At 72.7% G+C, this 13,489-nt stretch carries 12 protein-coding genes; 4 read left to right on the top strand and 8 right to left on the bottom strand.

Annotated elements, in window-relative coordinates; all coding sequences use genetic code 11:
- Positions 1-149: 149 nt before the first annotated feature.
- From ACIQWX_RS28170 to mraZ, 4 genes are all read right to left on the bottom strand, one after another.
- Complete coding sequence (locus tag ACIQWX_RS28170; RefSeq protein WP_400877146.1) at positions 150-2,069, bottom strand: peptidoglycan D,D-transpeptidase FtsI family protein; 1,920 nt, start codon at positions 2,067-2,069, stop codon at positions 150-152.
- On the bottom strand, positions 2,069-2,791 hold the full coding sequence (locus ACIQWX_RS28165; RefSeq protein WP_400877145.1) for a hypothetical protein: 723 nt from the start codon (positions 2,789-2,791) through the stop codon (positions 2,069-2,071). The genes ACIQWX_RS28170 and ACIQWX_RS28165 overlap by 1 nt, the downstream gene beginning before the upstream one ends.
- Positions 2,788-3,741 carry a 16S rRNA (cytosine(1402)-N(4))-methyltransferase RsmH gene (gene rsmH, locus ACIQWX_RS28160; protein WP_400877143.1) on the bottom strand — a complete coding sequence of 318 codons (954 nt, stop codon included), beginning with the start codon at positions 3,739-3,741 and terminating at the stop codon, positions 2,788-2,790. The genes ACIQWX_RS28165 and rsmH overlap by 4 nt, the downstream gene beginning before the upstream one ends.
- Before the next feature lie 214 nt (positions 3,742-3,955).
- On the bottom strand, positions 3,956-4,387 hold the full coding sequence (gene mraZ / locus ACIQWX_RS28155; protein WP_086670270.1) for a division/cell wall cluster transcriptional repressor MraZ: 432 nt from the start codon (positions 4,385-4,387) through the stop codon (positions 3,956-3,958).
- A gap of 561 nt (positions 4,388-4,948) precedes the next feature.
- On the opposite strand from mraZ, the gene ACIQWX_RS28150 reads away from it, so the two are divergent.
- Complete coding sequence (locus ACIQWX_RS28150; protein WP_400877141.1) at positions 4,949-5,914, top strand: hypothetical protein; 966 nt, start codon at positions 4,949-4,951, stop codon at positions 5,912-5,914.
- Between the two features lie 81 nt (positions 5,915-5,995).
- Here the strand turns inward: ACIQWX_RS28150 and ACIQWX_RS28145 are convergent, their stop codons facing one another.
- Genes ACIQWX_RS28145 through ACIQWX_RS28130 form a run of 4 tightly spaced genes read right to left on the bottom strand, consistent with a single transcriptional unit; the run spans position 5,996 to position 8,236 of the window.
- On the bottom strand, positions 5,996-6,739 hold the full coding sequence (locus ACIQWX_RS28145; protein WP_400877139.1) for an ESX secretion-associated protein EspG: 744 nt from the start codon (positions 6,737-6,739) through the stop codon (positions 5,996-5,998).
- Entirely contained in the window at positions 6,736-7,293 is a 558-nt protein-coding gene (locus ACIQWX_RS28140; protein ID WP_400877138.1) for a PPE domain-containing protein, read from the bottom strand. Before ACIQWX_RS28140 ends, ACIQWX_RS28145 begins: the two co-directional genes overlap by 4 nt.
- Before the next feature lie 12 nt (positions 7,294-7,305).
- Positions 7,306-7,893 (bottom strand): DUF3558 family protein, encoded by a 588-nt coding sequence (locus ACIQWX_RS28135; protein WP_400877136.1) that lies wholly within the window; start codon positions 7,891-7,893, stop codon positions 7,306-7,308.
- The gene (locus ACIQWX_RS28130) at positions 7,886-8,236 is read right to left on the bottom strand and encodes a hypothetical protein (protein ID WP_400877134.1); all 351 of its coding nucleotides are present in this window, start codon (positions 8,234-8,236) and stop codon (positions 7,886-7,888) included. Before ACIQWX_RS28130 ends, ACIQWX_RS28135 begins: the two co-directional genes overlap by 8 nt.
- Before the next feature lie 306 nt (positions 8,237-8,542).
- On the opposite strand from ACIQWX_RS28130, the gene ACIQWX_RS28125 reads away from it, so the two are divergent.
- From ACIQWX_RS28125 to ACIQWX_RS28115, 3 genes are read left to right on the top strand one after another with little or no spacing between them, the layout of a single operon-like run.
- Complete coding sequence (locus tag ACIQWX_RS28125; RefSeq protein WP_400877133.1) at positions 8,543-9,613, top strand: AAA family ATPase; 1,071 nt, start codon at positions 8,543-8,545, stop codon at positions 9,611-9,613.
- A 27-nt stretch (positions 9,614-9,640) separates the two neighbouring features.
- Positions 9,641-10,915 carry a DUF58 domain-containing protein gene (locus ACIQWX_RS28120; protein ID WP_400877131.1) on the top strand — a complete coding sequence of 425 codons (1,275 nt, stop codon included), beginning with the start codon at positions 9,641-9,643 and terminating at the stop codon, positions 10,913-10,915.
- 43 nt (positions 10,916-10,958) lie between these two features.
- Complete coding sequence (locus tag ACIQWX_RS28115) at positions 10,959-13,457, top strand: transglutaminaseTgpA domain-containing protein (RefSeq protein WP_400877129.1); 2,499 nt, start codon at positions 10,959-10,961, stop codon at positions 13,455-13,457.
- The last annotated feature ends 32 nt before the right edge of the window (positions 13,458-13,489 follow it).

Below are 13,489 nucleotides of genomic sequence, written 5' to 3'. Positions count from 1 at the left end.
CGGCGATTGCGGGCGGGTTCGGGACATGTGCTAGGCACCGGCGCGCACCTCGTTGCGCCGCAACGCTTTCCCGGGCGCTTCGGACCGATGTGGACGTTGCACGCGAAAAAGCCCCCTCACCCGCGTAAGGGGGCTTTGACGCACAGTGCTTATTGCACGATGAGCGGGACTTCCGGCGAAGGGCCGTCCGACAGCGGGATCTGGTACCGCTGCGTCAGGTACGACGCGATGGTGTGGAACAGCGGCGCGGCGGAGTGCCCCACCGGCAGCGTCGTGTCCGGCGCGTCCAGCCGGATCCCGACCACGAACCGCGGGTGGTCGGCGGGCAGGATGCCGGCGAAGGTGATGTTGTAGAGGTGGTCGCTGTAGGCCTTCGTCCGCGGGTCGACCTGCTGGCCGGTGCCCGTCTTGCCGGAGATCTGGTAGCCCTCGACCGCCGCCGACGGCGCGGTGCCCTTCTGCAGGCCCTTGCCGTTCTGCGCGACCGCGCGCATCATGTCGCGCACCGTCTTCGCCGTTTGCGGGCTGACCACCTGGACCTGCTTCGGCGCCGGCTCTCCCACGGTCGTCCCGTCCGGGTTCACCTTCGCCTTGACGATCCGGGGTTCGACGCGCAGGCCGTCGTTCGCGATCGCCTGGTACATCCCGGCCATCTGCAGCACGGTCATCGAGAGGCCCTGCCCGATCGGCAGGTTGCCGAACGTCGTCGCCGACCACTGGCTGCGCGCCGGCACGACCCCCGCGCTCTCGCCGGGCAGCCCGACGCCGGTGCGCTGGCCCAGCCCGAACTTCTTGAGCAGGTCCGAGTAGCGCTCCTCGCCGATCTTCTGCGCCAGCAGCAGCGTCCCGATGTTGGACGACTTGGCGAAGATCCCGGCGGTGGTGAACGTCTGCGTGCCGTGGGTCCAGGCGTCGTGCACGGTCTTGTCGGCCACCTGCAGCGCGCCGGGCACCTGGATCGTCGACTCGGGCGTGGCGATGCCGTAGTCGATCGCGCCGGTCGCGGTGACGATCTTGTTGACCGACCCCGGTTCGAACGGCGTGGTGACCGCCGGGTTGTTGAGGTCGTCCGGGGTCCACGTGCTCTGGTCGTTGGGGTCGAACGTCGTGTCGTTGGCCAGCGCGTAGACCTCGCCGGTCTTCGCGTCGAGGACGACCGCCTGCCCGCCCTTGGCGTGCGACTGCCGGACGTAGTCCGACAGCTGCCGCTGCACCTCGTACTGCAGGTCGGAGTCGATGGTCAGCTCGAGGTCCGAACCGGGGACGGCGGCCTGCAGGTCGCGCTCGGTGCCCGGGATGACGACGTTGTCGCTGCCGTTCTTCGTGTTGACCAGCATCCGGCCCGGCGTGCCCGCCAGGTCGTTGTCGCGCACGAGTTCCAGGCCGACCAGGCCGTGCAGGTTGTGCTTGGACACGTCGGGGTCGTCGGAGCGCCAGTTCGCGGCGCCGACGATGTTGGACGCCAGGCTGCCGCCCGGGTATTCGCGCAGCGCGCGCTTCTCCACGCCGATCCACGGGTAGTTCTTGACGATGCCGGCGGCGACCGACGGCTCGACGTTGTGTTCCAGGTAGGTGAACGACGCCGGCTTGTGGAACAGGTCGAGCAGCTGCTGCTCGGTGAGCGTCGGCACCTTGGCCGCGATGTACTTCGCGGCCGCCGCGGTCTCGCTGTCGAACGTCTTCTTCGTGCCGGGGTTCTTCACGGCGAAGTCGTCCATGCTCTTGTGGAACGCCTTGAGGTTCACCGAAAGCGAGCGCACCTCGACGCTGAACGCCAGCTTGGCGCCGTTGCGGTCCACAATGGACCCGCGCTGGGCGGGGATGTCGATGGTCTGGGTGCGCTGGCGTTCGGCCGCGGCCGACAGCGCCGCGGCGTCGAACCACTGCACCTGCACCAGTTTCACGCCCGCGACGAGCAGTATCGCGACCAGGATCAGGCGCACGGCGGAGAAGCGGCCGCGGTGGCCGCCGTTGCCCCGCCGCGCGGCCGCGCTGCGCGTCCCGGCGGCGTAGGTCCGCCGCGCGCTGCCCCTGGTGCGGGCGCGGGCCTGCCCCCGGCCGGCAGCCATCACTGGCCGGCCCCCGGCTGCGCGGGCGGCTGCTCGTCGGCCGGCACGGCGGGCTGGTCGCCCTCGATCGGCGCACCCTGCTGCGACTGCGTGCCCGCGGCGGGCGCGGCCGGCGGCGCGACGGGTGCCGCCGGCGTGTCCGCCTTGGCCTTCTTGGGCTCGCCGACGAGCGAGGTCTTCCCGTCCGGGCCGACGACGATGCGCGCCGGGTCACCACCGGGCACCATGCCCAGCTGCTGGGCCGCGGGGGCCAGCGACGCGGGCGACTCGGCCTTGGCGACGTCGCGCTGCAGTTGCTCCTTCGTCTCGGCCAGGTTCGAGTTCGTGGTGCGCAGCTGCTCGAGCCGGTAGGAGTCGGCGATCGCCTGCGTGGTCAGCCACAGCGTGGTCGCCACGCCGGCGGCCAGCAGCGCCATCATCATCAGCACGAACGACGCGCGCGACTTCGGCAGGCGCAGCTTGAACGTGGGCTTCGGCTCCACCGGCGCGGCCTTGGGCCGCGGCCGTGGCTCGCGTTCCTTGAGCAGGTCGGCCCGCTGGGCGCGGCGCGCGTAGGCGCGCTCGGCCGCGGACGTGCGGCCCCGCGACGCGCGGCGCGGCGCGGCCTTGCCCGGCTGGGTGGTCTGCGGGTCCGGCTCGACGGTGGTCGAGGTGCGGGCGGCCTCGCTGCGGCCTCGCGTCGCCGGCGCGGCCGGGCGGCGGGACTTCGCGGGAGCGGTCATCGCGGCTCTCCGATCCTCTCTGCGGCCCGCAGCCGCACCGAGGCGGCGCGCGGGTTCCGTTCGATCTCCTCTTCGCCGGCCTTCTCGGCGCCCCGGGTCAGGAGCTTCAGCTCCGGTCCGTGTCCCGGCAGCTCGACCGGGAGTCCCTCCGGGGTGCGGGACTTCGCGAGTTCGGCCAGCGCTTGCTTGACCAGCCGGTCTTCGAGGGACTGGTAGGACTCGACGACGATCCGGCCGCCCGTCCTCAGTGCGTTCAGCGCGGCGGGCATGGCGCGGCGGAGCACGTCCAGCTCGCCGTTGACCTCGATCCGCAGCGCCTGGAAGGTCCGCTTGGCCGGGTGCCCGCCGGTGCGGCGGGTGGCGGCCGGGACGGCGTCGTAGAGCAGTTCGACCAGGCGTCCGCTGGTGGTGAACGGCTCCTGTTCGCGGGCTTTCACGACGGATTTGACGATCCGCTGCGCGAAGCGTTCCTCGCCGTAGTCGCGCAGGATGCGGATCAGCTCGCCGGGCGCGTAGGTGTTGAGCACGTCGGCGGCGGTGAACCCGGTGGTCGGGTCCATCCGCATGTCCAGCGGCGAGTCCTTGGCGTAGGCGAACCCGCGCTCGGCCCGGTCCAGCTGCATCGACGAGACGCCGAGGTCGAACAGGATGCCGTCGGCCTTCGCGATGCCCAGGCCGTCGAGGGCGTCCGGGAGCCCGTCGTAGACGGTGTGCACGAGGTCGACGCGGTCGCCGTGGCGCGCGAGGCGTTCTTTCGACTTTTCGAGCGCGGCGGGATCGCGGTCCAGCGCGACGAGGTGCAGCCGCGGGAAGGCGTCGAGGAGGGCGTCGGAGTGGCCGCCGAGGCCGACGGTGGCGTCCACGAGGACGCCGTCGCGGTCGGCGAACACGGGGGTGAACAGCTCGACGATGCGGCCCAGCAGTACCGGGACGTGCTCGGGTGCCGTCATGGTGTTCCCTCCCCCTCTCGTGCCTGGGCGGCCCGGGGGAAATATGGCGGATGCCGTCAGGTCCCTGTCCGCCCGCTGCCGACCTGGTACCGGGGAAGGTGCACCAGGGCTGTTGAGCGGACAGAGGCCTCACGGCATCCGGGTGGGCTTCCCCCGTGGCGCGGGCGGCGAACCCCTCGTCCCCCGACGACGATGGTGCACCGCGACCGCACGTCTAGAAGACGCCCGGCAGTACTTCCTCTCGAGCCTTCGCGTAGCTGTCTTCGTGTTCCTCCAGGTAGCCCTGCCACGCTTGGGCGTCCCAGATCTCCAGCCTGGTGATCGCCCCGATCACCACGCACTCCTTGCTGAGCCCCGCGTAGCGGCGGAGCTCGGGCGCGATGCTGATGCGCCCCTGGCCGTCCGGCCGTTGCTCGTCCGTGCCCGCGAACAGGTAGCGCTGGTAGGCCCGAACCGCCTCGTTGGTGAACGGGGCCTCGGCGACCTTGCGCGCCATCTGCTCGAACTCGGCGCGGGGGAAGACGAAGAGGCAGTGGTCCTGCCCCTTGGTAAGCATCAGCCCACCCGCCAAGGCGTCACGGAACTTCGCGGGCAGCGCGAGCCGCCCCTTGTCGTCCAGCTTCGGGGTGTGGGTGCCGAGGAACACGGCGTCCACCTCCCTACCGCGGCCGGTGGCGAACCACCGTCCACGGCTCCAGGGCTTCCCTTCCGCCCCACTGGCCACCACCGTACCCCACTTTTCACCACAGTCAACGCGTGAAACCGGCGGCTCACTCCGTCGTGTGTTTCGTTTGCGCAGGTCAGCAGGGTGGGGGCAGGTGGGGGGTGGTGTGGGGGACGGTGGCCAAGATCCCCCGTGCCGGGGGCCGGAGCAACCTCAGCTGTAGGTGACGCGTCCGCATAACGGCCGCGAAAGAACCCGGGGCCCCTGGTGTGGGGGCGGGTGGGGACCCGGAGTGGGGCTTGGTGGGGCCACGGGTGGGGGCCGGTGGAGACGCAAGTGGGGCTCGGTGAGGGTGGCTGGTTCGGGCACCTTTCCCGGCGCGGGGGTCGCGAATGTCGCATTGGAGACATCCGACGCCCCGAATGCGACATTCGCGGCGTCGGGTCGGCAGGGTTGTCCACAGGCGACCACCTGTGACCGTCAGTAGCCCACAGATTACGTAAACCTCTGGTACCGGCGGTTCCGCCCCGGGACGATCGAGCCGTGCTCAGACGATCGTGGGCCAGAGACGCCGACGTGCTTTTCGCCGCCAGCCGACGCGGCGTGATCACCGTGGCGCAGCTGGCGGAACTCGGAGTGCCGTCGCGGACCAGCTACCGGCGGTGCCGTCCCGGCCAGCCGTGGCAACGGCTCCTGCCCGGCGTGATCCTGCTCCGCACCGGCGTGCCGACGCGGCGGCAACTCCTCGAAGGTGCGTTGCTGTACTGCGGGGACGACGCCGTCGTCACGGGGCTCGAGTCGTGCCGTCGCCAAGGCCTGAAGCGCCACGCCGAACCGGGTGAACCGGTCCACCTCTTGGTACCGGCCCACCGGAAGGCGATGAGCAGCGGATATGTCGTCGTCGAGCGCACCACCCGGGTTCCCGAGCCGGTCTGGCTCGAAGGGCTGCCCCTGGCTCCGGTGGTCCGGTCGGTGCTGGACCGGTGCCGCCGGCTCACCGAACGCGCGCCGATCAGGGCCTTGCTCGCCGAGGCGGTCCAGCAGCTGCGAGTGGCTCCGGCAGAGCTGTCCGCCGAACTGGAGGCGGGAAGCGATCGAGGCAGCGCCCTTCCCCGAGAAGCGCTGCAGGAGATCGAACGCGGCGCCAGGTCTCCCGCCGAAGCCGACGCCATGGCCCTGTGGCGCCGGACCGGCCTGCCCGAGCCGGTCTGGAACTTCGACATCCACGACGAGCACGGCCACTACATCGCCACCCCGGACGCCTGGTGCGACGAGGTTGCCCTGGCGTGGGAGATCGACTCGTACGAATTCCACTTCGGACAACCCGGCTACGCGGCGACACTCGCGCGCAACAACCGCTACGCCGCTGCCGGAGTAGCGGTGGTGCAGACCCTGCCGAGCCGCTTGCGGCAGGCCCCTCGCGCCGTCGCCGGCGAACTCGTATCGGCGTATCGCGCGGCAGCAGCTCGCCCACGCCCGCCAGTGAGGCTGACCGGACGTCGCGAATGACTCATTCGGGACCTCCGACGTCGCGAATGAGTCATTCGCGACGTCGAAGGTCGCGGCAGTGAGCGGGGTGGTCCGCCGGGGTCAGTCCTCCGGGGTCACCAAAGCCGCGATGCGCGAAGCCAACCGCCCGCTGTCGACGGGACTCACGTTCACCCACTCCTGCCCACCCCGCCCAGCAGTCTTCGTAGCGCAGTAAGCCCCAACGTCCGTGTCGAACCACGTCAACCCCCCGACCCGCGAGACCCGCCCCGAAGCCCCCCGCCGGGAAACACTGAACTGCCCCGCCGCGTAAACCGGCCGAGCCTGGATCGCCAGCACCTCCTGAACCTGAACCGAAGCCGCGGAAGCTGCGGAAGCCGCGGAAGCCCCCGAAGGATCCGCGAGGGCCGAAGCCGACAGGTTGATCCCGTAGCCCGGTCCGGCCGTCAACTCCGGCAACACGTCCACGATCGCCGTGCACAGCTCGCCCGGGGCGATCGCCTCCAGCGCGATCGTCTGCTCCGGCTGGGTCGCCAGCACGCCCCGGCGGCCGCGGACCGCCGTCACCGCGCGGAACGGCGAGGACGCCGTCATGTCCGCCAGCGCTTCGCACGCCACGTACACCTCGGCGCCCGCGAGTACCTCCAGCCGCGCCGCCAACGCCGGCTCGACAGCAGACCCGTCGTACAGCCCGCGGCCCGCGAGGTTCTCGTACACCGCCTTCCGCACCTCGGCGCGCTCCTGCTCCGTGCCGCCGACGCTGCGCACCGTCAGGGGCTCCGGCGGGCGGTCGTGGCCGAGGTCGGTCCAGAGGATGTCGAACGCCGACGCCGAAACGCGGATCAAGCCGGCCCCAGGGTCGGCGGCGGCTCGAAGTCCGCGGCCGGCACGTGGCCGCGCAACGCCGCGTCGCGTGTCCGCATGACGTCGATCGCCTTCTGACGCGCCGCTTCCGCCTCGGCCCGGCGGGCCGCCATCTCGTCGGCCAGCCCGGCCAGCACCAACAGGTTTCCGGACGACGCCGCGTCCCGGATCATCGACGCCGGGTCGTACGGCACCGGCGGTGGCATGTCGGCGCGGGCTCGCGCGGCCGCGTCCGCCTGCGCGCCGACCGCGCTGCCCACCGACGCCGAGACGGCGGCCGAGTGCGAGAGCCACTGCGCGGCCCGGCCCAGCGCCGCTCGAGCCGCGTCACCGGCCTGGCCGCGCCAGTTCTCTTCCGACGACGAGACCAGCGCGGCGAGGTCGGCCGTCGACTCGTGCAGCCGTTTCGCCAGCCCGTCCCAGCGCGCGCCCGCCTCGCCCGCGGCGACCGGGTCGTTGTCCCGCTCCACCTCGGCCGCCATGGCCTCGTGGGTGTAGGACTCGTACCGCGCGGTCGGATCGGGGGGCTCGGGCACGGCGCACCTCTCTCAGGGCAGCTTCGGTTCGACCAGCCCGGCCACCGTGCCCGCGCGGCGGCACGCGAGCGGGGTGTCCGAGAAGCCGGTGTTGCTGACGTCGATCTGGACGCTGGCCGCGTCACCGACACCGAGCAGCACCGCGCAGGTGCCGTCGGCGGCCTTCTTGTCCGCCACCTGCAGCGCCGGGTGGGCACCGACCTTGGTCTTCGTGGCCGTCTTCTTCGCGACCTCGAGGTCGGCCAGGCCGTCGGTGTCGCTGAGGGTCACGGTGACGCCGAACGTGCCGGGCACGCTCCAGTCGCACGCGCGGGCGCCGGCGATGTCCTTCGGCTTGCCGAGGACGCTGATCCCGGCGGCCGAGCGGTCCTGCGGGGAAAGCAGCGTGCACGGGTCCATCGCGGCGAGCCCGGTCCACGCGACGGGCGGGGGCGCGGCCGTGGCGGTGGCCTGCGCCGACGTGTGCCCGGCGGTGGCCGGTTGGCCGGCTTGCTGCCCGCACGCGGCGAGCGGCAGGAGCAGGGCAGGCGCGAGCCACCGGACTCGCCTCGGCGCCGGAACCCGGCCGGCTTCACGTTCCTCGTGCACCCGGTCAGCCACCCGTGCAGTCCACCCCGTCCGCCGCCTGCTCGTCGGCGTGCTGGTACTTCGCCAGCGCCTGGCCGATCCGGTGCTTCAGCGTGTCGAGCTCCTTGCCGAACGCCGTCAGCTGCTGGACGGCCGAGCCGGTCCCGCCGATGCCGTACTCGGCCATGAACTTGCCGACCTCCCCCGCGTACCCGCCGCCGAGCGGCACGGTCCGGCCGAGCACCTTGGCCTCGCGCACCATCTCGCCGACGACGTCCTGCAGCTGGCCGAGCTTCGTGTAGGCGTCCGTGGCCAGCTCGGGCGCGACCGCGAAGCCGCGCAGGTCGAACGGGGGCTGCGTACGCACGTCGCTCATCAGCGGTCACGCCTCTCCGTAGCCGGGCGAACTCGTATCGGAGCATAGAACAGAGCGGGGTGTCAGCGGGAGCGCCCAGAATCGGGTGACAACACACCCGTTCGGGGTATCGTCCCTGCTTGCGCAGTGTCATCAACCGTCGTGCCGGGCGTGCTCCCCGGGGCTTCGCGGGGTTCCGCCCCCAGGTTCGCCCGGGTTTGACACACTGGATGGAAGGCTGGTCGCTGCGCGCGGACAGCAGCGATGGGGGCCGTTCGGCCCGGCGGTGCGCACAGTGCGCGCGGCCATGCGCCACCAGGAGGTCGAGTGACGTCGAGAATCCAGTCTGCGACGCCCGGATCGGGCGAGCAGGCAGCCGGACGGCCGCCTTACCCGGCGGAGTCCACGGGCAACGGCCGGGCCCACGGCCGCCCCGCTAGAGTGTCGCTGGACGAACTGCACGAGACCGCGCGGCGGATCGCCGCCAACGTCGAGCGGGTCCTGGTCGGCAAGCCCGACGTCATCCGGATCGCGCTGGTCACGCTGCTCGCCGAGGGCCACCTCCTGGTCGAGGACGTGCCCGGCGTCGGGAAGACGTCGCTGGCGAAGGCGCTCGCCCGGTCGATCGACTGCACGGTCAGCCGCATCCAGTTCACGCCGGACCTGCTGCCGAGCGACGTCACCGGCGTCTCCATCTACAACCGGCAGAGCGGCGGGTTCGAGTTCCGCCCCGGCCCGGTGTTCGCGAACATCGTGGTGGGCGACGAGATCAACCGCGCTTCGCCGAAGACGCAGTCGGCGCTGCTGGAGTGCATGGAAGAGCACCAGGTCACCGTCGACACCTCGACCTACCACCTCGAAGAGCCGTTCATGGTGATCGCCACCCAGAACCCGATCGAGATGGAAGGCACGTACGCGCTGCCCGAAGCCCAGCGCGACCGGTTCACCGCGCGGGTCTCCATCGGCTACCCCGACCAGCAGGCCGAGCTGGCCATGGTCGACGAGCACGCCGGCCACAACCCCCTGGACGACCTGCAGCCGGTGTCCGACGGCGAGACCGTGCACCGGCTGATCGAGACGGTCCGCGGCGTGCACATCGCGCCGGAGGTCCGCCGCTACGCCGTCGACGTCGTCGCGGCCACCCGCCAGGTGCCGGAGATCCGGCTCGGCGCGTCCCCGCGCGCGACGCTGCACCTGGTCCGCGCGGCGCGGGCGCAGGCGGCGCTGTCCGGGCGCGACTACGTCGTGCCGGACGACCTGCACACGGTCGCGGTGCCGGTGCTCGCGCACCGCCTGGTGCTGACCACCGAGGCCCACGCGGCGCGCCGGTCGGCGACCGACGTCGTGCGGGCGGTGCTGCACCGGGTGCCGGTGCCGCAGGGCTCCCGCCCCCAGTAGACGCACCGGCGAAGGGAAAAGGACGACGTGCTGCGTGCCCTGTCCGGCCTGACCACCCGCGGCCGCTGCCTGCTGGCCGCGGGGCTGGCGGCCGCGGTGTGCTCGTTCGTGCTGAACGAACGCGACCTGCTGCGGGTCGCCGTCTTCGTGGTGGCGCTGCCGCTGCTGGTCGCCGTGTTCATCTCGGCGACGCGGCTGCGCATCGGCGCCACCCGCGCGCTGCACCCCCAGCGCGTCGCGGTCGGCGGCGCCGGCGAGGTGCAGCTGGAGCTGTGGCGCAGCGGCCGGCTGCCGGCCGGCGAGATCCTGCTCGAGGACGGCGTGCCGTACGCGCTGGGCTCGCGGCCTCGGTTCGTCGTCGAACGGCTCCCCCACGACCGGCGCGTCGCGCTGCGCTACCCGCTGCAGCCGGTGCTGCGCGGGATCCAGCAGGTCGGGCCGCTGCGCGCGACCATCACCGACCCGTTCGGGCTGTGCGAGTTCGAACGCGAGCTGATCGGGCACTCGCGGCTGGTCGTCGTGCCCCGGGTGGTCCCGCTGTGGGGCCTGCCGAGCGGTGCCGGAATCGGCGTCGGCGACGACGGAACGGTCCGGCTGCACGCCGGGCAGGGCGAGGCCGACGTGATCGTCCGCCAGTACCGCCAGGGCGACGACCTGCGGAAAGTGCATTGGCGGTCGACGGCCCGCCGCGACGAGATCATGGTCCGCGTCGAGGAACGGCCGTGGCGCGGCGGCACGACGGTGCTGCTCGACCACCGCGCGGCCGCCCACCACGGCAGCGGCCCGGCCGCCAGCCTGGAGTGGGCGGTGTCGTTCGCGGCGTCGGCGGCGGTGCACCTGCGCCGCTCCGGGCACCGCGTCCGGCTGGTGAGCGAGCACGGCGCGACGCTCGCGGACACCCCGGGCGAGGGCGGCGACCACTACGACAACGTGGTGCTCGACGCGCTGGCGGCGCTGCAGCCGGCCCACCAGCGCGACATCACGCTGGCCGGCGACCCGGGCGAGGGCCAGGAGCTGATCGCGGTGCTCGGCACGGTGAGCACGGAGGCGGTCCACGAGCTGGCGCAGTTCCGCCCGCGCGGGATCCGGAGCCTGGCGGTGCTGCTGGACACGCCGACGTGGTCGGCGGGGGTGACCGCCCCGGAGCAACGAGCCGCGGCGACGGAGGACTCGGCGGCGCTGCTGCGCGCGGCCGGCTGGGGCGTGGTGATCGCCGGGCCGGGGTCGCCGATGCCGCAGGTGTGGGCGGAGCTGTGCCGCAGCGGCGCCCGCCGCGGAACGTTGATCGGCGGTCCGCGATGAACGCCGGTCCGACAGCTTCCTCCTCGCAGACGGGTGGTTCGCGATGAGCACGGCCGCCCCGCCCCGCCCGTCCGGTTCCTCGTCCAACGCGCCCAAGCGGCCGTCTTCCCAGCACCCCCTCTCCGCCTGGCGCGGCAGCCTGCTCGCGCCCGCCGCCGCCGGGATCGCCACCCTCTGCGCCGCCACCTCAGTCACCAGCGTCGTCTCCGGGCTCGCCTGGTTCGGCTACCTCTTCGTCGCCGTCCTGCTGATCGCCGCCACCGGGCTCGCGCTGCGGTCACTGCAGGTCCCCACGGTGCTCGTCGGACTTGGGCAGCTGGTCGTCCTGCTCTTCCTCATCACCGGCGCCTTCACGACGCACGGCATCCTGCAGGTCATCCCCGGCCCGGAAGCGTTCGGCGAGATCGGCACCACGCTCACGGCCGCCGCCGAACAGATCCGCGTCGGCCTGCCACCCGTCGAGGGCAGCCAGCCGATCCTCTGCCTCATCACGATCCTGATCGGCCTGGTCGCGGTCCTGGTCGACACGCTGACCGTCGCCGCCGCGGCGCCCGCCGCCACCGGGCTCGTCCTGCTCTGCGTCTACGCCGTGCCGGCCGCGCTGTCCGAGGAAATGCTGCCGTGGTGGACGTTCCTGCTCGGCGGGGCCGCGTTCGCCGGCCTGCTGGCGGTCGACGGCAACCACCGGCACCGCCGCTGGCGGACCCGGGAAGCGCCGGGGCGCAGCGGCAAGCCGAGCGTGCTGTCCGCGCCCGTCGCGGTCGTGGCCGCGGCGATCGTGCTCGGCCTGTTCGGCGGCGCGATCACGTGGGTCGGCACGGTCGGGCGGATCCCGTTCGGCAACGGCGGCGACGGTCCCGGCGCCGGCTCCGGCGGCTTCGGCATCCAGCCGTTCACCGAGCTGCGCGGCATGCTCGACCAGGGCGCCAACCGCGAGCTGTTCAAGGTCCGCGGCCTCGGCACCGACCGGCGGCTGCTGCGCGCGATGACGCTGGACACCTACTACCCCAACAAGGGCTGGGGCCTGCACGACGAAGGCCGCTCGCAGCAGGGCGTCCCGGTCGGGCCGCAGCTGCCGCCCGCACCGGGCGACGACGGCACCGGCGCCGCCCGCCGCATCGACGTCGAGCCGGCCAGCTGGCGCGACAACTGGCTGCCGGTGTACGGCGCGCCGCGCGTCATCGACGGCGCCGCCAACGGCTACCTCTACGACCAGGTCAGCGGCACGGTCTTCACCACCCGCAGCGAAGCTCCGCCCGCGTACACCGAATACGCGTCGCTGAAGGAGCCGACGGCCCAGGAGCTGCGCGTGACGCCGCGCGTGGACGACCTGCCGCCGCGCTACACGCAGATCGACCGCGTCGACGACCGCGTCCGCGCGAAGACCCAGCAGCTCATCGCCGGCGAGTCCAACGACTTCGACCGCGCGTCGGCGATCTGGCGGTACTTCACGGCGCAGAACGGGTTCGTCTACGACACGAAGACCGCGCCGGCCAACGACGCCGACGCGCTCGCCGACTTCATCCTCAACGGCAAGCGCGGCTTCTGCGAGCAGTTCGCGTCGGCGATGGCCGTGATGCTGCGGGTGGCGGGCATCCCGTCGCGGGTGGCCATCGGGTTCACGCCGGGCGTGCAGGTCAACGACTACCTGTCGATCACGACGCAGGACGCGCACGCGTGGGTCGAGGCGTACTTCGGCGACAAGGGCTGGGTGACGTTCGACCCGACCCCGCTGTCCGACGGCCGCGGCATCACCCCGTCGTACCTGCAGGCCGGGACGCAGGACGGCAACCAGCCCGACGACACGCAGGTGGCGCCGAGCACGGTCCAGTCGAGCGCGGCGCCGACCGGCGCACCTCGCGACACCGAGCAGAACCCGCAGGCGCAGGACCAGCAGACGACCGACGAGGGCACGCCCGCCGCGGTGTGGGTGCTCGTCGGCGTGCTGGTCGCGCTCGCGCTGGTGGCGACGGTCCTGGTGGTCGTCGGCGGGCGGCGCAGACGACCGGACCGCGAGCCCGCGGCGTCCGGGCTGGGTGCGGTGCTCAAGAACTGGCTGCCGCTGATCGCCGCCGCGTTGTGGGTGGCGGTGCTGGGCGTGCTGACGTGGCTGGTGGCCTGGTGGTTCAGCCTGATCGTGGTGCTGCTGCTGGCGGGTCTGCTGGGCCCGTCGGCGGCGCGCGACGTCGGACGGAGGCGTCGGTTGCAGGAGATCGTCGCGCAGCGCCCGGGCGCGGCGGACGCGGCGTGGTCCGAGCTGCGGGCCGAGTGCGCCGACCGCGGGCTGCCGATCCCGCCGAGCGACACGGTCCGCGTGGCGGGCCAGAAGCTGGCGGCGAAGCACCACCTGGACGACGAAGGCCGCGACGGTCTCCGCACGGTCATCGGCGTGGTCGAGAAGTCCTGGTACGGCGAGGACGGCCAGGCGGACCCGACGCTGCCCTCGGCGTTCGACCACTTCCGGCGAAGCCTGCACCGGAACGCCCCGCTGTCCTGGAAGGGCCGGCTGTTCCCGAAGTCCCTGTTCCGCGGCCGCGACTGACGTCACCCGGCCGGGGGTCACCCGTTGTCACC

It is taken from the genome of Amycolatopsis sp. NPDC098790 (assembly GCF_044759945.1).
Classification (GTDB): Bacteria; Actinomycetota; Actinomycetes; order Mycobacteriales; family Pseudonocardiaceae; genus Amycolatopsis.
The sequence above is the reverse complement of the archived record's forward strand: the minus strand, read 5'-3'. Positions and strand labels throughout refer to the sequence as shown.

Bases quoted from the DNA above. Each gene is read 5' to 3' on its own strand.
- ACIQWX_RS28130 (WP_400877134.1), bottom strand. From the start codon at position 8,236: ATGAGCGACGTGCGTACGCAGCCCCCGTTCGACCTGCGCGGCTTCGCG.
- ACIQWX_RS28115 (WP_400877129.1), top strand. From the start codon at position 10,959: ATGAGCACGGCCGCCCCGCCCCGCCCGTCCGGTTCCTCGTCCAACGCG.
- ACIQWX_RS28165 (WP_400877145.1), bottom strand. From the start codon at position 2,791: ATGACCGCTCCCGCGAAGTCCCGCCGCCCGGCCGCGCCGGCGACGCGA.
- rsmH (WP_400877143.1), bottom strand. From the start codon at position 3,741: ATGACGGCACCCGAGCACGTCCCGGTACTGCTGGGCCGCATCGTCGAG.
- ACIQWX_RS28170 (WP_400877146.1), bottom strand. From the start codon at position 2,069: ATGGCTGCCGGCCGGGGGCAGGCCCGCGCCCGCACCAGGGGCAGCGCG.